The organism is Rhizobium acidisoli (assembly GCF_002531755.2).
GTDB lineage: Bacteria > Pseudomonadota > Alphaproteobacteria > Rhizobiales > Rhizobiaceae > Rhizobium > Rhizobium acidisoli.
Genome location: NZ_CP034999.1, coordinates 615,201 through 638,898, shown reverse-complemented (window position 1 = coordinate 638,898; position 23,698 = coordinate 615,201). Strand labels below are relative to the sequence as shown.

Genomic DNA, 23,698 nt, shown 5'->3' with positions numbered 1-23,698 from the left:
AGGAAGATCGATGCTATCGAGACATCCCATACTTTTGCGATCTGACCTGTTTCACGGCCTGGACAAAGCAAGGATAGAAGAACTGGCCGACACGGCTCAGTTCCAGATCTTCGCACCGGACGAGCGGATCATCGCCGAGGGCCAGCAGGCGTCGTTCGTCTATTGCGTGATGCGCGGCTTCGTGCGACTTTCGAAGTCGGAATCCGCAGGGCGCCAGGCAGATATCTGCATCTGCGAACCGGGCGAGACGTTCGGCGAATATCTCCTGTCGGGAGGCGGCTCCTACACCTACAGCGCATGGTCCGCCGACGGTGCAGAGGTCGCGTTGTTCGACCTTGTGGAGTTGCGGGTGCTCGCCGACCGCTATCCGATCATGCATCGCAACGTGATGCGCATCATAACCCAGCATCTGCTCGGTGCCATGGATTGCATAGCGGGAGACCGGCTGCACACGGCTGCACAGCGTGTTGCGAATTACCTCGTCAGCCGCTGCCCGGCCTCAGCCTCGCAGGCCACCTTTCGCCTGCCTTACCGGAAGAGAATTCTGGCCGGCAAACTCGGGGTTGCGCCCGAAGCCCTTTCGCGGGCTTTCGCTGCCCTCGGTCCTGCAGGGGTCGAAGTCAGAGGCAGGGTCGTCGTGGTCGACAGCGTCGATCTGCTGCGGAAGGCGTGCTGACCTCGGGGCAGGGCGATAACCGCGCCGGGATTCAACCGCCGTCAATGTGGCGATCGCTTGCTCCGTTATGGCCAGGCGCAAAATGTACCAGGACGTCATGCTCATCGGGATTGTTCTTGTCATCTCGACTCTCTTCATCGCTTGCTTCAGGCCTTGTCCGCATCAATGGTGGCGCTGACGACACGATACCGTCGGACTGGCGGGCTTAATAGGGAAGGGCAGACGAACGGGCGCAAAGAGCACCAACATGCGACGGAGAGCGTCCGGCGTTATTCTTCGAGGAGCAGGGCCGTCGCGAGATAACCCATGCTGATGGTGCTTGCGAAGAGGTAGATGAACAGGCCCTGCGCGAGATAATTCTCAAGCGTGCCTGCCGCGGCAAATCCATTTTGCCAAACGAAGAAGCCCACGGCGGATCCAATTGCGAACCCCGTCGCCAACCGCGTGAGCATGAACCTGATCATGCGAGGCATGGCACCACCTCAGACTTAATCATTACAAATGGCCGGGCAACGGGAATGGTGGCTGGCCAATTGAGTTTTGTCAACGACTGGCGCAAGCCGTCATGCAAGCAGCGGCGGGAACCGGAGACTACAACAGTGCATCTTCTGTCTTTCGCAGCCGATCACCCTGCGAATGCGTCGTGAGTTGAGCTGCGAGTTGCAAGGACGATGCGCGCTAAGACCTAGCGCGGCGGCGGCTTCTTCGCGCGGTTTGCCAGACGTGTCGGGATGCGGGAATAAAGAACGGCACCGGCCACGCCCACGACAGCATAGAGCACGAACATCAGCTTGATGGCGATCTGTCGACCAAGCCCGACGAAGGCCCTCGCATCAGGCAGGGCGGCGGCAAAGGCGCCGACGAGGCTGCGGCGCGCGAATGTCCTCGTCCGATCGGAATCGCCGACGTGCGAGCTTGCTATGCCAATGATGCAGGTCGAGCGCGCGGTGCCGTTTCCATTCACCGAAGGCGCCCAATAGCTACCCTTCACAACAATGATCCGGCAAGCCTTTGGACGCGCGAGACGCTAGGAGAGGATGCGCCCCCGCCTTGTCTCGTCGCGTGCTGCGCCCACATTGCGATCCAGTGAAGACCTCTCGTCAATCCTGCGCGGGCGCCGAGAATTTGTTCAGCGGAGTGCCGGTTCATAAAGCCAGCTCATGCTCGGACGACTCGTCAGTCAAGATCAAGCGAGTCGGATCTTTCAAGTCGAACTCTATAACGCGTGGCACGAAGAGACGGGCATAGCGCGTGAAGGCGCTGGTCGGCGGAAAGCGAATTACCGTATCGCATCGGGCGAGAAGGTACAGCTCTGTAAGAGCAGAGATACCGCCGTCCGCTCCCAGCGATGCACAGTGTAATAGCCCGGCCTGGGCCGCCTGGAAGCATTCGGGATAGTGATTAGATCGGGAAACACACCAGTAAATGGTCCCGTACCTGCGCGCTGTCCGTACACAAGAAAACCAGGGCATCGATGCGGTAGCGCTTTGGCCTTCTCAACGGCAGTGCACACTTGGCGTAAGGCGAACTCCGGATCGGCCCAGTAGGGCGTATGGTCCATTAAATCTTCGCCATTAGCTTGGTCGCACCGCCACGTTAAACAGGCATCACAAACTACCCTGTCGGCATCAGTATCGTGTTGGGCTTGAAGAAGCTCGGTCAGTTCGTCACGTTCAAATAACCCGTACGCCAGCAATATCTTGAATCGGCTCGAAGAACACCGTAAAAGCGTTCGTGAAGGGCTGATTGAGATAGCAGGAGCCACGCCAATCGATGGCCAGCGTCCGCCCCGTTCGCTGTGCATAGCGCCAAGCTGCCGCCAGCGACCACAGACAATCACCGAAACCAGTCCGCCGTCAAGAAACAACATACCGATCCCTCTTCAGGTCGTCAGCGAGCATGTTCTTTGCCTCGTTCTGGAAAAGCGCATCGGCTTAAAATCTGCTGAAATTCTGCATATCAATTCGGACCTGCATCAGCGATCGTGATTCTCGCCAATTTTTATGCATGACCCTTCGTCTCACAGATTTACGATTTTCTGCCGGACTGGAAGTTGCGGCGCCATACGCCTTTTCAGTCCGGGCGTTGAAGCCGCCGCATATCCCTCCGTCATCGTTCAGTCTTTTATCTCGCACCCGATCCGACCCATCGGCATCGCACTTGGGTCGGAGCGAGAGGCCGGAGCTTCCGTGCAAATGGGCGATAACGTATGTTGCGGTACGTGACAGCCATAGCCGAGCAATTCTATCCAGCGCTTTCAGGCTTCCGGAAGGTTTCAATCTGCTCCAGAGCTTTACCCAGAGTAGGTTAGAAAGCCGCCAATGCCGAGCCAGATAAGTTCTTCAAGGGAGCGACGACGCAAGTCCCGCGCCAGCCACGACAACAGGCTCGGTCCGTTAGCAGGAACCCGTGGAGCTAGAATTTTATCTATCGCGTGGATGGGTATCATCCAAACAATCGATTTTACGAATTGAATGGCATGATCCATTAGACGGGCATCTTGACGGAAATCAAGTCGTCGATGGCGCGCCAGTGGTGTAGAGGGGTCAAATGTGTGGCTTTGGAATGCGATGCTTGCATAAGCGTTCGATCAGCCCATTGCATCACCTTGCGATCGTCGACAGCTCGGGGATTCACCACCAATCGTCACTTTGATCGCAAGATCGGACGCTTTGGCAAAATCGGCAAAAATTATGAGGCCTTTGCATGCGCTTTAACGTGCGTTGGGAACCGTTGCGGAAAAGGAATCGCAACTCCGAGCATGTCGAGGGATCATCTATCGCTCGAATTTACATTCGCACTCGGTACAGTCCGCAACGAGCCGCGGTATTGACAGATTCAGACGAGGCGGTGTGGTGACCGCTATTTTGGGAAACGGCGTACGCTACACGCTGCCCCGCGCGCGTTTCGACCCGCGTCCACGCGCGGCGTCATCATCCTACCCTTTGGGCGGCCGGTCTCCGAATGGCACACCAGGATAATTTACCGGAAAGGACGAGAGCAATGACGCACCTCGATTGCTCGTGCGAAGTGCACGGTAAGCGCGATGACGGCACTGGTCGTCACAGCGTTTATTTGACGTTCGACGACGGTCCGCATCCATTTTGTACACCGGAGATTCTCGATATTCTGGCTGAACACCGGGTGCCGGCAACATTCTTCGTCATCGGCGAGTTCCTGGCCCATCAGTCGAAATTGATCCAGCGAATGATTGCAGAGGGGCATGAAGTCGCCAACCACACAATGACGCATCCAGACCTGTCTGACTGCGAACCCGACGAGGTGCAACGTCAGATACTCGAGACAAACAGAGCCATAAAAATGGCGGCGCCTCAGGCGGTGGTGCGGCACATCCGGGCTCCTTACGGCATCTGGACCGAAGAAGTGCTCAAGGCTTCGGCAAATGCGGAACTCACTGCCGTGCACTGGTCGGTAGATCCACGAGACTGGTCTCTTCCCGGGGCCGACGCCATTGTCAATGCTGTGCTGCAGTCTGTCCGACCGGGGTCGATCGTGCTCTTGCACGACGGTTGTCCCTCCAGTGAAATGCAGCAAGGAACTGACCGCAGTCTGCGCCACCAGACTATTATGGCGTTATCTAGAATAATTCCAGCTTTACATGATCGCGGCTTTGTATTCCGCTCGCTTACTCGGGAGTTCTGAAGATCCGATGGATATGCTTGACACAACCAGCACTGTCGCCGTCTCGCTTTATACACTTCTCTCGACTGCTTATAAAAGCATGCAGGCCGTTTATTCTCTGCCGACCGATGTTTCATTGGCGTCCCAGGGCTTGGACGGCTTTGACGAGCTGCCGAGCGTAGATGTCATCGTGCCAAGCTTCAACGAGGATCCCCGCACGCTTTCGGAGTGCCTGGCTTCTATTGCGGGTCAGGAATACGGGGGAAGGCTGCAGGTTTACCTAGTTGATGACGGTTCCGAAAATCGCGAGGCTTTGCGACCTGTGCACGAGGCCTTCGCACGAGACCCCAGATTCAATATTCTCCTGCTTCCCCAGAATGTCGGTAAACGGAAGGCACAGATCGCCGCGATACGCCGCTCTGCTGGAGATATGGTGTTAAACGTCGACTCCGACACGATCCTTGCATCTGACGTCATCAGGAAGCTCGTGCCTAAAATGCAAGATCCGGCTGTCGGCGCGGCCATGGGACAGTTGACGGCCCGCAACCGAAACGATAGTTGGCTGACCCGTTTGATCGATATGGAGTACTGGCTGGCTTGCAACGAGGAGCGTGCGGCACAAGCTCGCTTCGGAGCCGTTATGTGCTGCTGCGGTCCATGTGCTATCTACCGTCGCTCTGCGCTCGCTTCGCTGCTTGACCAGTACGAATCACAGTATTTTCGGGGAAAGCCAAGCGATTTCGGTGAGGATCGGCATCTCACCATTCTCATGCTGAAGGCAGGCTTTCGAACGGAGTACGTGCCGAGCGCCATCGCAGCGACAGTCGTTCCGAACAAGCTAGGACCGTATCTGCGCCAACAACTACGCTGGGCGCGGAGCACGTACCGGGACACGTTGCTTGGGCTGCGCCTGCTGCCCAACCTCAATCGCTTCCTTACGCTCGACGTTGTCGGACAGAACCTCGGACCGCTGCTTCTGGCACTATCAGTGCTGACGGGGCTCGCACAGCTTGCATTGACGGGCACCGTGCCTTGGTTGGCAGCCCTGATGATTGTGGCCATGACGATGATCCACTGCAGCGTTGTCGCGCTTCGGGCCCGCCAACTACGGTTCCTCGGGTTCTCTCTGCATGCATTCATCAATATTTTTCTGCTACTTCCCTTGAAAGCCTACGCGCTGTGCACGCTGAGCAATAGCGACTGGCTGTCGCGCAGCTCGGCTGGTAACTCGAATCAACATCCGGCGACTGATGCGCGCACTACAGAATGTTCTGGACATGCGACAGCGCCTCGAAGGCTCAACCCCGCCCGCGATCCTGCCGCGCGAACGACGTCTGACTGCATGTGCAGCGACGAGTAAGATCTATTTACCGAGGTGAACGAGTTGACACAAAGCGACAATTATCAATTGCTGGATCGGGAACTGGCTGCACCCGATCCATGGGGACTCGACGCCAATCCATTCGAGCGTGAGCGTCACACGCAAATGCTCCGCTTGGCGCTTGCCCAGGGATCCATCTCAAATGCGCTCGAAGTGGGATGCGCTGCCGGCGCATTTACGGTGCAGCTAGCCCCCCACTGCAAACGGCTCACCGTGATCGATGTTGTGCCTCACGCTATAGAAAGATCGCGTCGACGCATGAGGGATTCTCCGCACATCAGCTGGATAGTCTCTGATGTTCAACAGTTTTCACCTGACGAGAGGTTTGATTTGATCGTTGTGGCGGAAGTGCTCTACTACATTGGAGGAATAGCCGAGATGAGAGGGGCTGTTCAGAATTTAGTGCGGATGCTTGCGCCAGATGGATATCTGGTTTTCGGATCGGCGCGCGACGCCAATTGTCGTCGCTGGGGCCACGTTGCTGGTGCTGAGACGGTCCTCGGCATGCTGAACGAAACTTTGCTCGAGGTAGAGCGGCTTGAGTGTCGGGGTGAGTCGGTCAACGAAGATTGCTTACTCGCCTGTTTCCGAAATCCGGCCTCCTAACGGCCCCAACCCTCGACGTTCAGACATGGAGACACTATGCGCGTCTGTGGTATTAAATTGACCCGTGTCGGAGCGGACGCGCTTGTCGAGGGTGGGTGGCTCGCCTTCTGCGTCGAGCAGGAGAAGCGGGGCAACAACCCGCGATATGAAACTGTCGACAATTTCGACGCGATTGGCGCCGCTTTGGCGCAACACGGTCCGGATCCACGCGTTATTGATCAAATCATCATCGATGGCTGGGGTGCAATGCTGAAAGTTCTCTCGAATCCGTCGAGGGCTCCGGTCTCGTTCCAATGACAGGGCATTTCCTTACAAGACCTATCCTCGTGATACGTGCCGCACGGCCTCCGCAGCCCGTGGCTCCGATCTGCCTGGAGGACCGCGCGCCTTATATAGTCAGCCCTCGAACACCGGATTGCGATATGTTGTTTAAGCATCAGACGCGGATGGGACGCCAGGAGAGAATTCCGGCTGTTGTCAATCTCGATGAATCTGCACGATTGCAGACCATTCCAGGCACTCTCTCCACGAAGTTGCCGAGGTACTCTTCGAATATAAAAAGCTCAGGGACATTCGGCTGCTCTGCAACACGATTGCTAATTACCACGGACGAGGCGTTTTCCCGGATGCTGCTGCAGCCCTTTAATGAGGACGCAATGAACACATACGGTGCGATAGACCAGGAGGAACCCAGCCAACGGAAGAAATGCCAGTCAACGGCGCCCGACGGTCAGATGAGGGCATGTTCATGCCCGCAATAGATTTTTCCGACGTAAGCAAGACATATGGCGACAAGGCCGTGGTCAACGCGCTATCGTTCCGTGTTTCCCCGGGGGAATGCTTCGGGCTGCTTGGACCGAACGGCGCGGGCAAGAGCACGATCGCACGTATGATCCTTGGCATGACATCCCCTGATGCGGGGAAGATTACTGTGCTCGGCGTGCCGGTACCTGCCCAGGCTCGTTTGGCGCGCAAGGGTATCGGCGTGGTGCCGCAATTCGACAACCTTGAGCCCGAATTCACTGTGCGCGAGAATCTGCTGGTCTACGGCCGCTACTTCGGCATGAATACACGCAGAGTTGAAGCGGTCATGCCGTCGCTCCTTGAGTTTGCACGCCTAGAGAGCAAGGTGAATGCGCGTGTGTCTGAACTTTCAGGCGGCATGAAGCGGCGCCTGACGCTAGCGCGTGCGTTGATCAATGACCCGCAGCTACTTGTCATGGACGAGCCGACCACCGGTCTCGACCCACACGCGCGCCACCTGATCTGGGAGCGCCTGCGTTCCCTGCTTACGCGCGGCAAAACGATCATCTTGACCACCCATTTCATGGAAGAGGCTGAACGGTTATGCGATCGACTCTGCGTACTCGAAAGAGGTCGCAGCATTGCCGAAGGGCGTCCGCATGACCTGATCGATGAACTGATCGGGTGCGAAGTCATTGAGATCTACGGCGGCGATCCGCATGAACTGGAATCGCTGGTCGGGCCATATGCCGGTCGCATCGAAGTTAGCGGCGAGACCCTATTTTGCTATGTGTCCGACCCGGAGCAGGTGCGTGTGCGGTTACGGGAGCGCGCGGGCTTGCGTATTCTGCAGCGTCCGCCGAATCTTGAGGATGTGTTTTTGCGGTTGACCGGGCGCGAGATGGAGAAGTGAACGATGGGTGAAGGTTGTGCCGCGGCTCTGCCCGCCAACGCTTTTAACTGGATTGCGATATGGCGACGCAACTATCTGGCATGGAAGAAAGTAGCACTTGCGTCAATTGTTGGAAGTCTGGCCGATCCTATGATCTACCTGTTTGGCCTCGGCCTTGGCCTCGGAATTATTGTGGGTCGCGTTGACGGCACAACCTACGTTGCGTTCTTGGCCGGCGGCATGGTGGCGACAAGCGCGATGACGTCTGCGACGTTCGAGACGATTTACGCGGCTTTTACGCGAATGCACGCCCAACGCACCTGGGAAGCCATGCTCTACACACAAATGACACTAGGGGACATCATCCTGGGTGAGTTGGCATGGGCAGCGAGCAAGGCATTTCTTGCCGGTACGGGAATCATAATTGTCGCTACCGTGCTAGGCTATGCGACGTGGCCGTCAGTCCTCTATGTGTTGCCAGTTATCATGCTCACTGGATTTGCATTCGCGAGCCTGGCGATGGTAGTCACGGCGCTTGCGCCCAGTTACGAGTATTTCATTTTTTACCAGACGCTCGTCCTCACACCAATGCTGTTCTTGTGCGGCGCGGTGTTTCCAATCACGCAACTGCCCCAGACCTTTCAGCAGGTAGCGCAGTTCTTGCCTCTAGCGCATGCGATCGACCTCATACGCCCGGCAATGCTTGGGCGCCCCGCGGGCAGCATGGGCCTGCATATAGGCGCGCTTTGCATCTACGCGATTTTGCCGTTCTTCCTGTCGGCAGCGCTGTTGCGTCGGCGCCTGATGTCTTGACGCTACTCGCCACCACGCCAGGAGGGGTACTGCGATGCAGTGTCTTGAAAAGACCGCAGAGCTCTGAAGATAACCATCATAGTCTGGGAACAAATGAACCTGTGTCGGCGCCGGTGAGACGATGCAGGTCGCTCTGCAACTGGCCGAACTCGGTAGCAGCTTCAGGAAGATCCGGCGTGCATCAGGAGAAAAGCAAATGAAGATCATCTCAATCGCCACGGCGCTCTTTGCTCTGGCGTGTCCCGCGAACGCGCTCGAAAACAAAGCGGTCGCGGCTACGCTTATCTTAAGGACCGATCGTACGATTGCCGGTCAGCCCATCATCGTTCCACGGAAGGACGTCGAGGTCATCGCTTCGATTTATGAGATTGCGCCCGGTGCGACGTTGCCAATTCATCAGCATCGCGATCAGCGCTATGGCTATGTGCTTTCCGGGGAGATCACGGTCATCAATACAGAATCTGGGAAAGAAAGCATTTTCACGGCAGGGGATTTTATCGTCGAGTCCCGGGGGATATGGCATAAAGGGGCGAACAACGGCACCGAGCCGGTAAAGCTGCTCGTGATCGATCAGGTGGAAAAGGGCAGCGAGAATGTTCTGCAGCAAAAATAAAGACGTCGAGGTATCACCGGAGGGCAATCTGGCGCCACGGCTCGGATGTGGTGAACCCGTCCCATATTAGGGGTTGGTTTGCCGCTCCTTGCTAATGTCGATTGGAACTGCGTGAACCTTCGACTTGCGTCGTCGACAAAACTGTCGAGGAGGTTGTTTCATTGGTCGGTTGAACGGCGGGGGTAGTAGAGCATCTGTCTAGTTCCTCCATGCTTGGTCGTCAGTCAGCGCGGCTGTTGGGCCAGCGGCGACACGATCGATCATCCTTGAGACTGTAGCGGCGGCGTCTCAAAGAGGCTCCTCATTCCGACGCCATGAATCACGCCGAACGACAAAACCACGAAAGAATGCTAGGAAATCCTGAGACGTCTCATTACCTCATTCGGCGAGGGCATGCGGGATGCTTCCTGACATAGCACGTCCCGCATCCAGAGGCTTGCCTGATCACTATTGTGAAGGGCGGGCCATTGGAGGGCCTGTGTGAACGCGGGCAACGGTAGCGGAAGGTCAGCGATCCGCAGGGGTATTGTCTTTTCGAGCTGCTTGACCAGGCGTAAGGGCATTGTCGCTATGCGCTCGGTCCCTGAAAGCATGAACGGAATCATGCTGAAGCCCTGCACGACTACTTCGACATGTCTCTTAAGCCCGTGCTCAAGCAAACACCATTCCTCGATGGAAGCCGTCCGGGCGTTCCCAAACTTCACCACAACGTGTCCCATCGACATATACCTCTCGAGTGTAAGTTGCTCCGAGAGTAGTTTGTTCGAGCGGCAGCCCACGCACACGAGGGTCTCTTCGAATAGCGTCACCTTAGGATGTGCGCGCGACATCAGCAATTCCGGAAAGATGAGAAAATCGGCGTCGCCGCGCCGCAGGTAATCATCGTAGTTATCGGCGATAGGCAGCAACTCGAAGCAGACGGCGGGCGCTTCTCGGGCGACACGCCTCACGACCTTCTCAAAAAAAACGAGTGCGGCGTAATCGGAAAGGATGACTCTGAAGCAGCGATCCGATTGAGCCGGGCTAAACGGATCCCAGGATATGATCGAGACCTGGATGTGAAGCAGAGCCTCGCGGACCGAAGGCGCGAGCCGCTCCGCACGCGGGGTTGGAACGAGTTCGCGACCGACCATGGTAAAAAGGTCGTCATTGAAATAGGTGCGTAACCTGCCGACGGCCGCGCTCATGGCCGGCTGGCTCAGGTTGATGCTGCGCGCCGCCGCCGTGAGATTACGCTCGGTCATCAGGGCGTCGAGTGCGACGAGGAGATTCAGATCAAGGCCCTTGAACCGCATGTCTTCATCCGTAGCGAGGTGGGGAGAGAAAAGGTGAAAAGGCTCGGTCTCGCGGTGCGGCGCCGAGAGAGATCAGCAAGCAAAGGGTCGCCTAAAATTGGGAAAGTATCGACATTCCAGCCGCCGTGGCTTCAATGGTCTTACTGCTATCTTCAACCGACAAGATTCAGTGGCGCCTGATCATTCTGGCGAGTAGCAGTGATTTCCGCGGATATAGGTTGCGGTCTGCGACGTCGATGACTTCGGCGTCTTGAATATGTACTTCGGGGGGTAAGACGCACTCGTAGCATTCACCTTCTTCGGCAGGTGCATCTTGGCAATTGCAGTCTTGAGTGTGCTCTGCTGAATGGGTTTTGTCGGCACCGGTCTGGTTTGCGCGGAGGTCACTTATCGCCGGGCCGGAATCTTGGTCACGATCATCTGCTGCAAACGACGGCCCGGCCTGCAATGTCAATGCGAGCAACGCGGCGACGATGACGTGGTAGTAGCCAATAACCTTCATGGGACGTTTCCTTTCGTTGGCTAAGGCCAGGCGACACCAAGTAGGATTGATGCCATTCCCGCCGCCGGTACTTCGGGGCTACGGGTGTTGTTGGATTGGTCGAGAGCCTTTCAACGGATCATACCCGGTGGAGTGGAGATGGCCGTCTATGGAGCATCCGCGAAAATTGGTGAAATCTATTGTTTAAATGCGAGTCATCCATTTGATGCATGTAGACGACGTCTTGCCAGCCCGAACCATCAAGTGTCCGCCAAACCCACTGTTTTCGGCGGTGCTTTTTCACCCAATCGCGACTTCTATCCTCGGTGGTCTTGCGCATGTCGTTGCCGCAATCCCCCTTCATCCCGGATGGCAAAGGGCGCCGCATGCACCGGAGTGACACCGAGGAATCCCTCATCGATCTCCTAAAGATCTGCCGGTGTCATACACGGTCCAGTGATACTGTGATGATAGCCCGCTATCATCCCAGAGGACTCGGTTGGATTTCGCCTCATCGGACTCTACGATGTAGCCCAGCGGCAAAGGTCGAAGGAGGATTGGTTCACTTTGCTAACCGGCGGCGGAAATGAATTGCAAAAAAGGAGATCGAAACGGCTATAGGCTCGTGTTTCTGAGCAACACGCCACCCTCCACTCCTCGGGGATACTCAACTACCATCTGGAAGGAAGGTAAGAGCTCAAGAATGGCGCGCAGGGGAGCTGGCCTTCATAGAGCTCCTGATCACTATACTCAGTATATATGTAGCGCGTTCTGCTCAGGATCTGATTGCCCCCGGCAATAACGTCGGCCTCGGCTCCTTGCACATCCATCCAGATGACATCGATGTTCTCTGGGCCAGCTTCGCCGCACCAGTCATCCAGCCTTCTCGTCTCAACGGAAATCGGACGGTCAAACCGAACCAACGCATACTCAGAAAGGTGGTTCTTGGGACGGCGTATCGAGCCCGAGAGATCCCATTCCTTAGCGCTGCCATTTCCATTGCTGGGGTGAAACTCGATCATTCCGTTTCGGTCGCTGATCGCAACTTCGGATAGCCTCATCCGATCCCGATGGTAAAGGGTGCAACGGCTCTGGGGTCTGGCTCAAAGCACTAGAGCTGGGCGCCCGGAAGAAGGCGCAGAAAGCGTTGAGCATCGCTTCCGTCATTGCACCCGATGTCAAAGATTACAGGGTCAGGCTTATCCAGAAGCGAAACGATCTGTCGATGTACGTTTAAGTCACACACCGGATCCATCAGAGTCTCCTTAAGTTTTCGACGTGCCCCTGCTGAACGAGGTCGGGCAGGATATCGCTGACATATGGAGCTATGTCCATTTGGCACTTCCTTTCGACGTAGTTGTTGATGCTTCGCCGTGCGATTAGGCGGCGCATTATCGGTCTCAGGCGTTGTTATTTCCACTGAGCCCTAGACACAGCATGTTGCTCTCCAGTTCGTTTCGAAAGGTAGGTCGCTCTGGCCTGGCCACCGGCTTTCGTAGTTTCATAGGGTGGTGCTTGACATTGCAGCTAGATGCTCACGGGCCGAAGCCGAAATCAGATCGTGACCGGATCGGTGAGATTGCGGACAATCGGCGCTATCAGAAACCCAGACCGAAGCATTTGCGGCAGTAACGCCGCGTTACGTATCCACATTACCCAGTCCTTCATCTTTCCGCCCCACAGCCACAAGGGAAAATCAACGACGTTTGGTCGTCGCTGCAAAGGTCGTAGACCGTGTCCTTGCAACGGCTAGTGCGCCTGCGTTGGCTCCGAGGCATAGCAAACAGAGTTCCGCCGCCGGTCTCCATCACCCGCATATGCGCCAGTACCGAACTCAGCTCCCTGGCGGTGGGACCGCCATTGATAATCACGTTGAACGGCGGCCACGGTGTGAGAACCAATCTGCGCTCAATGTGCAAAACGCGTGTTCCTTTAAGGGAAACAGTAGAAAGATGACCAGCGCGCGCGGTGAAACTCGACGAATAGGAGGCGGCATCGACCGGGGCAAAAGTGCGTCCCTTGAGAGCCCGCTGAAACGTCGAGAAGCAACGACCAAGATTCTGCCGATCACGTCGAGTGCAAGATAACGATCGAGACCAGGCAGCAGACGGACTGCCCCAGGCCGTTTTCCCAGCACAGTCTGCACGGCACCCGAGGACCCATTTTAAGAACTCCGAATTATCGCTTTACAAAGCGCTTCTTCAGCGTCTTCTAATGGCAACCGTTTCGATCAGTAAAATCGATTGTTTGGATGGAATGCATCCATAAAAAAGATGGCGTGACTCAGCAGTGAAGCGGGCGGCGCCCCCATCCTTCTCTCAATGGCGGCCGTGTTCAACGCAGATCCCTGCGACATTCGACCGACGAACTCCTCGTGTCTAGTCGTATAAGCAACACTCCTTCGCTAACCTTGTTCAGCCGACAAAGCCAAGCCGCGTGTTCTCTCGGCACGTCGATGAGCGTGATAGCCGCGCCTGCTGCAAGGAAACGGCGTTCGGTCTTGGTGAGCACTGCCGCAGCGAGTGCCGCGAAACGTAGGCCAAGCGCTTCATCATTTTCCCGAGCGTAAGTGCGCAGCATCTGGTCGTTGAAGCGCGAGCCGAAGGAGAAGTTTGGGTTGGTGCGCCGCTCCTTCACCACTTCAGGGATCGGGCTCTGAGTATCGATATCGGTCAGGACTTCGATATAGTCGGAATTTGCGACTAAGAGGTTTGCGGCCGGCCTGACGCTGCCGTTTGCAATATAGAGGCGGTCTTCGCCGCTGACCCCAGTCCGATTTCCCTCCCAACAAATCGCTTTCGCCCAGATGTCGCCGGATGAGGCTTTCCCACTGTACCGCCTCGAATTGCATGGAGTGCGACGAGTTCAAGAGTTGCTTCGGACCAGAGGAAGTCTGACCGGCCCCGCATGGGCACTCCTTCGATCGACATTGAAGCCGTACGTTACATCGCGGCGGTGTTGCACGGAGGAGGGCAGACACTGCCACGGCTGAAGCCGAGAAGCTTCGCCTGGCGCACGACGGATAGCTTATGCTCGCGGTCGATCATTTCTTTCCGCCCAGCAATCCCGCCTTGCCGAGCGCACCGGCTAAAAAATCGTTCTCCAGTGTCAGCTCGCCGATCTTGGCGTGCAGTGTTTTGACATCGACGGTTGGACCCGCCGGTTCCGCCTTTGCTTCATCGCCGAAAACGCCTGTCGCCCCTCAAGGAGCTGGTCTTTCCACTGTTTGATCTGGTTGGCGTGCACGTCAAACTGCTGGGACAATTCCACCAGCGTCTGCTCGCCCCTGATGGCGGCAAGCGCCACCTTTGCCTTGAAAGCCGGGCTGTGGTTCCGGCGCGGTCGTCTCGTCATGGTCTCTCCTGTTCCCGGCATCTAAGCCGAAGTCAGGCAGAAATTCCACTTATCCTAGCTGTGCAGATTTCCCCGAGCCAGGTCTGGCTGTCCATTGCCTCCCTATGCTTTGTGACAGTGCGGCGCGCAATGCTGATGCCGGTTTCCTTCAGCCAAGCGACGATTTCATCGTCGGAAAGTACTTCCGAGGCCTCTGCGGCGATACTTGCCTTGATGCGGTGGCGGATGCGCGAGCGCTTCCCCGGGGGCGACGATAAATCGGCAGAGGCGCGGTAACTTCAAAAAAATAACGCGGGGCTAAAAAATTGGCCGCAGGCTAGTCCGTGGGTATGGACTGGAAGTCCGGTAGGCGCTATTCGTGCCGTTCCAGCATAACATCAGCCACCCCGTGGATTCTCCAAGGCCTCTTATATTGAAAAAAGTGCAACGCAGTTTTGCCGTCGAGTACAAGAACGGCAGGCGAAAACTCGATACCAGATCGAACTCGATCTGGGGCAATGTGGATCTAAAGTCAGTCGCGCGCGATCTAGAGGAAGAGGCATTGCCTGCTCTGTCAGGTAGCTCTCAGAGTGGCAAACCCGACAGCGAAATGTCTTTGCCGGAACAAGATCAGGCCGAGCAGTTGTTGACAGCGCCTCTCGGCCCGTCGACAACTGCATCAGATACACAGGAGATGAGCATGGCCGACGAGACTAATACGACAACCAATGTCGATGGACAGACCGTTGTCGAAACGCCTAATGCGCCGAAGAAACAGCGCAAACCGCGCGCCAAAAAAGCCGCGGCACTCGAGACCGCGTCCGCTGACGCTACGGCAGAGCCAGCAGCTGCTCTGGCCGGGGCCGGTGGTGTAAAGAGGAGAGGGCGCAAGACAAAGGCGATCGAAGCCACGGCGAGCGCCAAACGTGCACCTATGCGCCGCGCTCCAAAAGCTGAGCAGACAGCGCCGGCCGCCCCGATGACGGCGATCGATGAGATGGCAGACCTTTTGCAGTTGGAAGAAGAAAATCAGCGACTGCGCAAGCTTCTTGCTGAAAAACTTCGCGCTGAAAATGAAGATCTGCGCAAACGGCTCAAGCTCGATTGATATAAGCAGCCGGTCAATTAGCCGGCCGTATCTACACTCTTATCGAGACAAACAATTCGGCAACGGTAAATGCTGTTGCCGGACCTAAAACTCACTGCCTGCTTGCGGGATAAAACGCGAGGTCAGATAGATGGCGTCTCCCTGGAAACTTCTTGCCCGACTGATCTCACCGGGCCGCGAACAAAAGCGAGAAAACGGCTCGGACCAAAAAGTTACGCCGGACCCGTTGGCTATTGCCGGTCCGACCGAAACGCCTGCCGAGAAGAGCCTGATTAGCGCCGTTCGACCGGCAAGCGAGGGGCTTCCCCGTCACGGCCATTCTCCTGCAATTTCCACCGAGTTTGTTGTTTCCAAAGAAGTCGGAATCGGTATCGGCATGAACGAGACTGAGGAGGCCATCTCTCGTCGCAGCCACGATCAGGTCGACGGCCAAGACGCCAAAATCGTTGAGGCGGCTGATCCACCTCCATTCGGCGAGCTTGGTACCGACATCGTCGCTGGGCATGATGCTACAAAGCTCGTGCGAACTCTCGAGGTCGCCCCGCGTAAGAAGGCATCAGCCGCGATTGCAAACGCGGCCCCGGCAATTCACACTGCGGACCAGATGAGCCTCGACGAAGACATCAGGGTGCTCAGGGGGCAGCTAGCCAGAAAGCTAAGGCTGCAAAACGCGCAGTTGAGAACAATGCTGGAGCGGTTTGAACGGTGACCTGTCGCAGTGCAACACGTTGAGCCCCGTTTATTGCAAGTGACGGCATTGAAAGCGTTCTCCTAGGCCACGTCGAAGGATCATTGTTCAGCGTCAGGCAACCTGTCGCCCTGGGCATGTTGATGGGTCTTGCCGCCGGTGCTTCGCGGAGCCAGCGGCAGCATCACCTGTGTACGGCTAGGACAAATAACTGGGTCCAAGCACGGTCCCATTTCGCCGAGATCGACGACAAGCGTGTTTAGGCCATGTTCTAGGCATTTAACCGCGCTCGATCGCCACCGTGGACATCGAGCCTGCCGCAGGTTTTTTGATGCGCGTCTCCGCCGCTTGCGCAATCGAAGCCGCATTGGTGACGTCAAGCTGAACTGTCCGGGCGTCTGGTCCGGCGCTTTGAACAAAGTGTCGCCTGCTTCAAGTTGGCGCGCGCAACCGAGCCGGTGAAGCCGTTCTGCGCCAGACCTTTCACGATCTGACGGCGGATTTCTTTGCCAGTGGCGAGAGCTGACCTGTGACGCGATCGAGACCGACACATGCCATGGACTTCGAATTCAGCGATCGATTTAAATCGAGCAATTGGGGGCTTGCCTCCTGCCTAACATCTCGACGAACTCGAGCTCGATTATGTGATCACTCTAAGGCCCTCCGTTTGCCAGTCTAGATGGGCTGGCGGCCAAGATAAGCATCGAACGCGGCAGCGACATGGCGAAGGGCAGAGCGACATTCGTGCCGCACACGGACTAAACCGTTGTCAAACTCAACGATCCCGTCCTCAGCCAGAATCTCTAGCTGCTTAGCTGAACTCACTAGATGGGTCTGATCAAATCCCTGGGCCGTACAGATTGCTGATATGTCCGCCTCCAAGTAGCACATGAGCTGTTCGATGATTGCAGCTCTTACGCGATCCTCGGTAGTTAAACGGTAGCCCCTTGAGATCGCCAAGCGGCCGGATGCTATGTGTCGGTTATAACAGCTTTGCGTGAGATCGTTTTGAACGTAACCGTCGCCGCAACGACCGATGGCGGACGCGCCCAAACCGATGACAGTTGGGCAGGTTTCGGCAGAGTAACCAAGCGAATTGCGGCGCAGACGACCAGCTCTCTGTGCTATTGCAAGCTCGTCATCCGGCAAAGCAAAATGGTCGAGACCGATTTGCAGATAGCCTGCTGCAACTAACGTATCGGCCATGGCTGAGGCCTGCTCAGCTCGCGCGGCTATATCGGGCAGTGCTGCGGTGTCAATCAAGCGCTGATTTTTTCGAAAAGATGGAACGTGGGAATAACCGAAAACCGCGAGGCGGTCGGGACGCATCGCAATAGCTAACATTGCGCTCTCTAGACAGGACTGGACGGTTTGGTTCGGCAAACCGAACATCAGGTCGAAATTGATACGCCTGACCCCATACAGGCGGAGGTTTTCGACGGCGGTCATCACTTGCGCCTCGCTCTGAATCCGGTTGATCGCTTTTTGTACGACGGGATCGAAGCTCTGCACACCGACGCTTGCGCGATTCACACCGGCTCTTCCTAGGGCTTCGGCCATATCGGTGGTGAACGTGCGCGGGTCGACCTCAATGGCAATGGTTGCACCTCGCTCAAGCGCAAAACGGCCGCGCAGGAGTTCCATTAGCGACAGGAAGTCTGCCGATGGCATAATGGTCGGGGATCCGCCGCCAAAGTGCACGTCACCCACGGAGAGTGCCTGCGGCACTTGCTCGGCGACCAGGCGGATTTCCTCGCGCAGCATTGCTAGATAATCGGTTATCAAAGTATCCCGACGAGTGATGCTAGTCGGAAAACCACAATACCAGCACATCGAGCGGCAGAATGGAATGTGGAGATAGAGCGAGACAGCGTCATCAGTTCCCTGGCTTCTCAGCCATTGCTCATAAGTGTGGGCGCCGATTTCTGGAGAAAACTCCTGTATTGTTGGGTAGATAGTATACCAAGGCAACTGCGCCCCGCTATTTGTGTTCGGAACGAAAATCGACGACGGTGCGCGCACAGACTTTCGCCTGCAGTCCGTGTCACGTTCACATTCAATATTTGACACGTTTTTTTCCCTCGAAAGCTGGGTCCTATTGGGCACGTGCCACGCCCGGAATGGACTTGATGTTTGATTTGACGTCGCATTCGGAAAGCGCCTTCGGCTCATCGCCAGGCTCGTCGCCGCTCGTTGCGACGCTGAGGTGCTTCTTGCGGCGCTTTGCCGCCTTGTCTGGATATTGCGCTAACACTTCCGCAATGAGCTTTTCATGCAAAACGCTGTCATTCTCGTAATCAAGGCTCATGGGCCCCTGCCCCTTTCAAGGTTCGGGTTATGTCGTCGTCGACGAAGCGTCTTTCGTGGAAGGACGCGCTGGCTCAAGGGCCAGCGCGTCCTGTCGACAGCGGCAGTTATTGAGCCGCAGCCACCGCTGACTCCTTGGCCTGTAGTTCGGCCAGCATCTGCTCGTCGCTCTTCATGATGCCGAAGTCGAGCAGCATGTCTTCGAGCTCTTCCATGGTAATCGGGGTCGGAATGGTCCCTTGGCCCGAATTGGCATGGATCTTCTCGGCTAGCGCCCGATATTCCCCGGCCTGCTTGGAGTCCGGCGCGTACTGGATCACCGTCATCTTCCTGAGCTCGGCGTGCTGGACGATGTTGTCACGCGGCACAAAGTGGATGAGCTTGGAATTGAGCCTGGCAGCCAGCGCCTCGGAGAGGTCGAGCTCGCGGTCCGTCTGGCGCTCGTTACAGATCAGGCCGCCGAGCCGCACGCCGCCGGAATGGGCATATTTCAGGATGCCCTTGGCGATGTTGTTGGCGGCATAGAGCGCCATCATCTCGCCGGACATCACGATGTAGATCTCCTGGGCCTTGTTCTCACGGATCGGCATCGCGAAGCCACCGCACACCACATCGCCGAGCACGTCATAGGAGACGTAGTCGACATCGTCATAAGCGCCGTTCTCCTCGAGGAAATTGATCGAGGTGATGACGCCGCGCCCGGCGCAGCCGACGCCCGGTTCCGGACCGCCGGACTCCACACACTTGATGCCCTTGTAGCCGGCCTTGAGCACGTCCTCGAGCTCAAGATCTTCCACCGAACCTTCCTGTGCTGCCAGATGCAGAACCGTGTCCTGTGCTTTGGCGTTCAGGATCAGCCGGGTGGAGTCGGCTTTCGGGTCGCATCCGACGATCAGGATCTTCTGCCCGAGGTCGACAAGCGCTGCGAGCGTATTTTGGGAGGTGGTGGACTTGCCGATCCCCCCTTTGCCGTAAAATGCGATTTGACGCAAATCTGACATATCGCCTTCCTTCTTTCGTTCCATCCATCGCTGAGTAAAAGGCCGGCAGCTCGCGCCGCCTCCCATGGCAGTCTTCAAAACCCGTGCCATGTGGGCAGCAGCATATAAAACAGTTGGTTTGCTGATCTTCAGCTATTTCATTCCAAACTTTCGAAGGAGGGTTCGACAAACTCTTGTCCCGAAGCCGCCAAACTGGACGAAGCGGCTGTGAGGTTTTGTCGGTTGGAAATCGCTAGCGTCAAAGATCAACAAATGTCGTCCGTATCCCTACATCCCAAGCGAAGGGACAGAAGTAGTGTGGCAAGTCGTAGAGCCAAACAGATCGATACCGTCTTGATGGCCGATCGGCTTCGCACCACGCGTCGGATTAAGGCCGGATGATCAGCAGAACGCAGATGAAGGCACAGTAGAGATTGTCGCTTACAACAAACTCGCTGTTATGCTGTCTCCATGAACACATAGGAGGAATGCCGCCAGCTTGGCAGCTGCAGTCTTGCGGCCGGATTGTTTCGCCATAGGCTGAGATTGACAACAGAGCCGGCTTCGACCGTCAGCGGGTCAGATTCGGAGGAAATGCTCGAAGGCTACAGCAAAGATCGTGAGCAAGGTATCAAGTAAAAGCGCTAGTCGCAGATGCTTTTTTCCAGGCGCACGCTCAGCTCCGACAAATTGTGGATCGCGTAGTCGAATACGGCGAAGAGCTTATGGCAATTTTAGTAGGTGCTATCAAAATCGCCCGATGATCACCATCCGACGACGACATCACCGCTCATCTTTAAGGAAGTGGCATTTGCGCGTGCCGCACAGTCGCAAATATCGGGAGCAAGGATCCCCGTTCTCGGTTCAACGTCGCCGGACAAGCCCGCTAGGTTGCATCTGGAGCCTTCACGTTTTCAAGATCTGGCGCCCGACGAACTCTGCCGCTCCAGAAAGACTTCCGCTTTCCTCAGGCAGAAAGCATTCATTAAAATCGCCGCATTCCTTGCAGCTGGGAGCGCTACAAAGGGAAAAGCCTTCAGCTTCGCAAATCTTGCGGTAAAAATACTTCTTCCACCTCATGTTGTTGGTGTTGCCTGCCGCCAGCGCCGGAAAATGCGCGAACAGCAATCTGCCAAGTTCGGTCTTGTCAAGCAAGCCGAGATCCCGCCAGAGGTGGTCTTCACGCATGGAACGTCGCGCAATGATCTTAGCGAAACGCACGCCCTCAGGGTCGCCTGGCCGGACATGCGCTAGGAGCATGTCGCGCAACAGTTGCTCCTCCGCATCAGGCACGCAATCACTCGCCTCTTGCAGGGCAAAGGCGCGGATGAGCCTTGCCGGGAAACTGCGGGTTGGAATATCCCGCAGCTCCCTAAGCGAAAGGCCGATTGCCTCGGTCGCGGTGGCAATCCCCATCTCGATTTCTTCAAGTGCGCGCGAAAAAACGCGGAAGAGCACATAGTCATCAAAATATAACCTAAGACCCATCTGGCATGGTCGGCTGACATAGAGTGTTTGGCAATCGTCGCAGTGGTCGACGGCTATGCTGGTTTGACGTGCTGCGTCCGCTACCGTCGAGACCCCGATGTGATGCACATTTGGCATGCGCTTCGTCGCTTTCTCCAATAATCGAATTCAGTTGGCTTTGGCCCTCGCAAGGCGAACAATCAAAGATTGTGCCAGCTTGAGCAAGCGACACTTGAAGCCTCGATCGCCCGTGCAGCGCGGAGGCGATCCCGCCTCCAGTGGTCGCCAAACGGACAAACGCAGGCTTTCAATCTGCGGCGCCGATCGAGCAGTCTGAATGCAGCAATCCGAGCGAAGATCAAAGATCAACGCCTGCGCAAAGACGCGTTAGCCGATAGAGTTATCCATATGTCTCTTCTTATAGTCCTCAGAGTAGTTGGAGACCGGGCCTGTTCGCCGCGCTCCGAAGGCCGCCGCCATAGCGAGCAACAAGGCGGCGCCAGTTATCCGGGATACGCAATAAAATCTGCCGCTTCCTATCTTATTGCATTTTTGTACGCTCTCCGCTGCGGTCGCGATCGGCTTCCTTGGTTAGACACCTCCGTCATGCACCAAGGTCGCCAATCAGGAAAAATAGATTGATTGGATGTCATCATTTGCGTTTTGAATAACACTCAAAACGCGGCACCAAAAACGCCTGGGGACCGAGGGCGAATTCGCGACCGCGGCACTCAGCACACTTGAGTAAGCCAACAGTGAGCGCGGCTGTTGCCCCGGTTGCGCTAGCCAAATGTCGTGATGCTCGGATGGAACTCGCCGATTGCAAATTTTCTTTCTGCTTTCAACGTCGTGAGGAGTGCCTTGATAGAAGCTCCACTCGTCAGCTTCGAGTTCAGGCTCTCGCGTCTGCAGCGGTGGGAGATGATTTCTAATTCTGCCGGGTATTCGTACAACGTACAGATCTCGTCAAATCTGGAACACGCACTCGTTTGCATAATCTGCCCAAGGTCGGGATTCCGTTCCGCAAAAGTGGGACAAATGTCGAGCCATACGAGCGGCGACGCCGATGGCCGCCACGTTCGATTGCTGAACCCGCCCTGGTCGACTGCGCGGCCGCCGGTATGGTTTAACATCGTCGCGTACATTTTTGGCGCGAATTCTGTGTAGGGGCGTGCCGGAATAAAAACATGCCAATCAGAATATCACATTAAATACAACATGATGATCGCTATCGGAGCGCCGCGTCCGGAGCCAAGCTTGGTTTAAGCCGAACCGAATTGGCGCAGGACCATTTACACAGCACACTGAAATCTGCATATTGCCGCGCGTTGTCGCTATCCCGAGTTGATGGACAAGTCGCTTTCGCTCCAGCCAAAAGCAGCTGGGCACGGGCTCTTTTCAAGAAATTAGAAGGCAAGGATATGGAAAATTTTGTGTATCTGTTGGAGCCGGAAAGTGCGATCTTTCGCGCCGCTGAGCTCCCTGATCGCAACAGCATTGCATCGATCTCCGGTTTAATTGGCAGTGATCTTATTCAGATGATCCGCTTCGACGACATGCACTCGCTATTTGTTGGGGAAGAAGCTTTGCGAGCTGGGTTAACCGCCTTTACGATCTTTGACGGGTACCCGATCCCTCTTGCCGGGAAAATAGCGCTTTTGGGAGGCGATGGTAGTAAACCTTATCGTTCGCCGTCAATAATGATGACGGAAGCCGCGCGACGTTTTGAATGTTGCCGGCCGGTGCTTGATCCTGTGTTTGTTCCGATGGACCGAGTGGTGAACAAGGGCCTCATCGTTGCGGGCGCACTGGAAAGCTTGCAAGTGCGTATTGATCGCCGCTCCCCGGTGCTCCTATGAGCGCAATGACGAATGATAGGATCCGCGAGAATGAACTCTATCGCGCCGGTTCGCTCAGAGTCCGCGAGCGTGGCGCCATGGGCACGAGAAACGGAAAGCTGACGCCTCAAAATTGCGGCGTTTGCTACGTTGCCGAAGGCCTCCCGTTTCACTGGACAAGGTCAACACTGAAGGGCGGAAGACATTCATTGCATTTGCCGAGTTGGAAGCCGCGAAGGAAGAAGTCGCCACTTTGGCGTATTCGCGCTTACCCGGCTTTTGGCAACCTATGGCACCAGCTGAATGCCGAAGTATTTGATCGCTGTCGACGGCGCAGCCCGCATTGATTGCAGACGCTGTTTCAACGCCTGCTTACGGCGAAGTCATGCACGTTCATAGGGTGGACGAATCGGGCGAAATCGTCGGCGTTGACGCAGTTGAAACATTGGACGAACGAACGGGGAGCAAGACCTTGCCCTTTAGAACCTTTTTTTGCATCCTGCTGCTGGTCACGTGCACCAGTGCTGTTTCGGCTTACGCTGCCTCGCTTTCCATCTTCAAAGCGTTCGCCGTAACCTTAGCGGCTTCGTTTTTCCTTCAGGTCATCTATTTCTTGAGCCTGCTATTTATGTCCTTCCGGCCCACGCGCGAGAGCGACAGGTCGATACATTCAGGAACTCGGCAGGCAGACCAGCCACAAAAACGTGATCGCGATGAAACTGAGCAGTCCAACGTCCCCCAGCTTGACCCAAGGCGTAAACGGCGCACCCCTTAAGGCAATTTCGGCGGAGGACGGATTATCAAATATACCGGGCATTGCCACTTGGTGTATTC

The 23,698-nt window shown here is 56.2% G+C and carries 21 protein-coding genes and 5 pseudogenes; 13 read left to right on the top strand and 13 right to left on the bottom strand.

Annotated features, from left to right (window positions below; all coding sequences use genetic code 11):
- Positions 1-10: 10 nt before the first annotated feature.
- The gene (locus tag CO657_RS25440) at positions 11-676 is read left to right on the top strand and encodes a Crp/Fnr family transcriptional regulator (protein WP_054185960.1); all 666 of its coding nucleotides are present in this window, start codon (positions 11-13) and stop codon (positions 674-676) included.
- A 269-nt stretch (positions 677-945) separates the two neighbouring features.
- Here the strand turns inward: CO657_RS25440 and CO657_RS25435 are convergent, their stop codons facing one another.
- From CO657_RS25435 to CO657_RS25425, 3 genes and pseudogenes are all read right to left on the bottom strand, one after another.
- Entirely contained in the window at positions 946-1,149 is a 204-nt protein-coding gene (locus CO657_RS25435; RefSeq protein ID WP_054185961.1) for a hypothetical protein, read from the bottom strand.
- Positions 1,150-1,361: 212 nt separating this feature from the next.
- On the bottom strand, positions 1,362-1,667 hold the full coding sequence (locus CO657_RS25430; RefSeq protein WP_245293075.1) for a hypothetical protein: 306 nt from the start codon (positions 1,665-1,667) through the stop codon (positions 1,362-1,364).
- 154 nt (positions 1,668-1,821) lie between these two features.
- Positions 1,822-2,520: pseudogene (locus CO657_RS25425) on the bottom strand (nodulation protein NodZ); the annotation flags it as partial.
- Between the two features lie 1,159 nt (positions 2,521-3,679).
- Here CO657_RS25425 and nodB point away from each other — a divergent pair.
- The 8 genes and pseudogenes from nodB to CO657_RS25385 all read left to right on the top strand — a co-directional run bounded on the left by nodB (position 3,680) and on the right by CO657_RS25385 (position 9,367).
- Positions 3,680-4,339, top strand: coding sequence for a chitooligosaccharide deacetylase NodB (nodB, locus tag CO657_RS25420; protein WP_054185962.1), 660 nt, complete (start codon positions 3,680-3,682; stop codon positions 4,337-4,339).
- Between the two features lie 7 nt (positions 4,340-4,346).
- Entirely contained in the window at positions 4,347-5,678 is a 1,332-nt protein-coding gene (nodC, locus tag CO657_RS25415; RefSeq protein WP_054185963.1) for a chitooligosaccharide synthase NodC, read from the top strand.
- Positions 5,679-5,693: 15 nt separating this feature from the next.
- Positions 5,694-6,305, top strand: a complete 612-nt coding sequence (gene nodS, locus CO657_RS25410) for a nodulation methyltransferase NodS (protein ID WP_054185964.1) — start codon at positions 5,694-5,696, stop codon at positions 6,303-6,305.
- A gap of 36 nt (positions 6,306-6,341) precedes the next feature.
- Positions 6,342-6,602, top strand: a complete 261-nt coding sequence (locus CO657_RS25405) for a carbamoyltransferase N-terminal domain-containing protein (RefSeq protein ID WP_054185965.1) — start codon at positions 6,342-6,344, stop codon at positions 6,600-6,602.
- 53 nt (positions 6,603-6,655) lie between these two features.
- A pseudogene (locus CO657_RS25400) lies at positions 6,656-6,945 on the top strand (carbamoyltransferase C-terminal domain-containing protein); the annotation flags it as partial.
- 66 nt (positions 6,946-7,011) lie between these two features.
- Complete coding sequence (gene nodI, locus CO657_RS25395) at positions 7,012-7,962, top strand: nodulation factor ABC transporter ATP-binding protein NodI (RefSeq protein ID WP_096765069.1); 951 nt, start codon at positions 7,012-7,014, stop codon at positions 7,960-7,962.
- A 3-nt stretch (positions 7,963-7,965) separates the two neighbouring features.
- On the top strand, positions 7,966-8,754 hold the full coding sequence (locus tag CO657_RS25390; protein ID WP_054185967.1) for an ABC transporter permease: 789 nt from the start codon (positions 7,966-7,968) through the stop codon (positions 8,752-8,754).
- Between the two features lie 196 nt (positions 8,755-8,950).
- Positions 8,951-9,367, top strand: coding sequence for a cupin domain-containing protein (locus CO657_RS25385; protein WP_054185968.1), 417 nt, complete (start codon positions 8,951-8,953; stop codon positions 9,365-9,367).
- Between the two features lie 350 nt (positions 9,368-9,717).
- On the opposite strand, the gene nodD1 is transcribed toward CO657_RS25385, so the two are convergent.
- The 6 genes and pseudogenes from nodD1 to CO657_RS25355 all read right to left on the bottom strand — a co-directional run.
- Positions 9,718-10,662 (bottom strand): transcriptional regulator NodD1, encoded by a 945-nt coding sequence (gene nodD1 / locus CO657_RS25380; protein ID WP_054185969.1) that lies wholly within the window; start codon positions 10,660-10,662, stop codon positions 9,718-9,720.
- 166 nt (positions 10,663-10,828) lie between these two features.
- A complete protein-coding gene (locus CO657_RS25375; RefSeq protein WP_054185970.1) occupies positions 10,829-11,164 on the bottom strand; it encodes a hypothetical protein in 336 nt (111 codons plus the stop codon).
- A 650-nt stretch (positions 11,165-11,814) separates the two neighbouring features.
- On the bottom strand, positions 11,815-12,204 hold the full coding sequence (locus tag CO657_RS37955) for an FkbM family methyltransferase (RefSeq protein WP_280950516.1): 390 nt from the start codon (positions 12,202-12,204) through the stop codon (positions 11,815-11,817).
- A 1,273-nt stretch (positions 12,205-13,477) separates the two neighbouring features.
- On the bottom strand, positions 13,478-13,885 hold the full coding sequence (locus CO657_RS25365; protein ID WP_342637202.1) for an SIR2 family protein: 408 nt from the start codon (positions 13,883-13,885) through the stop codon (positions 13,478-13,480).
- A gap of 221 nt (positions 13,886-14,106) precedes the next feature.
- Positions 14,107-14,518 (bottom strand): annotated as a pseudogene (locus CO657_RS25360) (transposase); the annotation flags it as partial.
- Positions 14,519-14,529: 11 nt separating this feature from the next.
- A pseudogene (locus tag CO657_RS25355) lies at positions 14,530-14,724 on the bottom strand (RNA polymerase factor sigma-54); the annotation flags it as partial.
- 185 nt (positions 14,725-14,909) lie between these two features.
- On the opposite strand from CO657_RS25355, the gene CO657_RS25350 reads away from it, so the two are divergent.
- Positions 14,910-15,584: a transcriptional regulator gene (locus CO657_RS25350; protein WP_054185972.1), complete on the top strand. Its 675-nt coding sequence runs from the start codon at positions 14,910-14,912 to the stop codon at positions 15,582-15,584.
- 130 nt (positions 15,585-15,714) lie between these two features.
- Positions 15,715-16,293 carry a hypothetical protein gene (locus CO657_RS25345; protein ID WP_054185971.1) on the top strand — a complete coding sequence of 193 codons (579 nt, stop codon included), beginning with the start codon at positions 15,715-15,717 and terminating at the stop codon, positions 16,291-16,293.
- Between the two features lie 654 nt (positions 16,294-16,947).
- Here the strand turns inward: CO657_RS25345 and hemN are convergent.
- The 4 genes and pseudogenes from hemN to CO657_RS25320 form a co-directional block, all read right to left on the bottom strand.
- A complete protein-coding gene (hemN, locus tag CO657_RS25335) occupies positions 16,948-18,294 on the bottom strand; it encodes an oxygen-independent coproporphyrinogen III oxidase (RefSeq protein WP_082366395.1) in 1,347 nt (448 codons plus the stop codon).
- Between the two features lie 88 nt (positions 18,295-18,382).
- Positions 18,383-18,580: pseudogene (locus CO657_RS25330) on the bottom strand (nitrogenase); the annotation flags it as partial.
- Positions 18,581-18,686: 106 nt separating this feature from the next.
- Entirely contained in the window at positions 18,687-19,580 is an 894-nt protein-coding gene (gene nifH, locus CO657_RS25325) for a nitrogenase iron protein (protein WP_054186393.1), read from the bottom strand.
- An 885-nt stretch (positions 19,581-20,465) separates the two neighbouring features.
- A complete protein-coding gene (locus CO657_RS25320) occupies positions 20,466-21,164 on the bottom strand; it encodes a nitrogen fixation protein NifQ (RefSeq protein ID WP_054186154.1) in 699 nt (232 codons plus the stop codon).
- 1,283 nt (positions 21,165-22,447) lie between these two features.
- Here CO657_RS25320 and CO657_RS25315 point away from each other — a divergent pair.
- Together CO657_RS25315 and CO657_RS25305 are read left to right on the top strand one after the other, a co-directional pair.
- On the top strand, positions 22,448-22,885 hold the full coding sequence (locus CO657_RS25315; RefSeq protein WP_054186152.1) for a DUF3846 domain-containing protein: 438 nt from the start codon (positions 22,448-22,450) through the stop codon (positions 22,883-22,885).
- A gap of 322 nt (positions 22,886-23,207) precedes the next feature.
- Positions 23,208-23,639 (top strand): exopolysaccharide production repressor protein, encoded by a 432-nt coding sequence (locus tag CO657_RS25305; protein WP_245293091.1) that lies wholly within the window; start codon positions 23,208-23,210, stop codon positions 23,637-23,639.
- Positions 23,640-23,698 lie beyond the last annotated feature (59 nt).

Bases quoted from the DNA above. Each gene is read 5' to 3' on its own strand.
- nodD1 (WP_054185969.1), bottom strand. From the start codon at position 10,662: ATGCGGTTCAAGGGCCTTGATCTGAATCTCCTCGTCGCACTCGACGCC.
- CO657_RS25385 (WP_054185968.1), top strand. From the start codon at position 8,951: ATGAAGATCATCTCAATCGCCACGGCGCTCTTTGCTCTGGCGTGTCCC.
- nodC (WP_054185963.1), top strand. From the start codon at position 4,347: ATGGATATGCTTGACACAACCAGCACTGTCGCCGTCTCGCTTTATACA.
- nodB (WP_054185962.1), top strand. From the start codon at position 3,680: ATGACGCACCTCGATTGCTCGTGCGAAGTGCACGGTAAGCGCGATGAC.
- CO657_RS25435 (WP_054185961.1), bottom strand. From the start codon at position 1,149: ATGCCTCGCATGATCAGGTTCATGCTCACGCGGTTGGCGACGGGGTTC.
- CO657_RS25390 (WP_054185967.1), top strand. From the start codon at position 7,966: ATGGGTGAAGGTTGTGCCGCGGCTCTGCCCGCCAACGCTTTTAACTGG.
- CO657_RS25320 (WP_054186154.1), bottom strand. From the start codon at position 21,164: ATGCCAAATGTGCATCACATCGGGGTCTCGACGGTAGCGGACGCAGCA.
- CO657_RS25315 (WP_054186152.1), top strand. From the start codon at position 22,448: ATGGAAAATTTTGTGTATCTGTTGGAGCCGGAAAGTGCGATCTTTCGC.
- nifH (WP_054186393.1), bottom strand. From the start codon at position 19,580: ATGTCAGATTTGCGTCAAATCGCATTTTACGGCAAAGGGGGGATCGGC.
- CO657_RS25345 (WP_054185971.1), top strand. From the start codon at position 15,715: ATGGCGTCTCCCTGGAAACTTCTTGCCCGACTGATCTCACCGGGCCGC.
- nodI (WP_096765069.1), top strand. From the start codon at position 7,012: ATGCCAGTCAACGGCGCCCGACGGTCAGATGAGGGCATGTTCATGCCC.
- CO657_RS25375 (WP_054185970.1), bottom strand. From the start codon at position 11,164: ATGAAGGTTATTGGCTACTACCACGTCATCGTCGCCGCGTTGCTCGCA.
- CO657_RS25405 (WP_054185965.1), top strand. From the start codon at position 6,342: ATGCGCGTCTGTGGTATTAAATTGACCCGTGTCGGAGCGGACGCGCTT.
- CO657_RS25440 (WP_054185960.1), top strand. From the start codon at position 11: ATGCTATCGAGACATCCCATACTTTTGCGATCTGACCTGTTTCACGGC.
- CO657_RS37955 (WP_280950516.1), bottom strand. From the start codon at position 12,204: ATGAGGCTATCCGAAGTTGCGATCAGCGACCGAAACGGAATGATCGAG.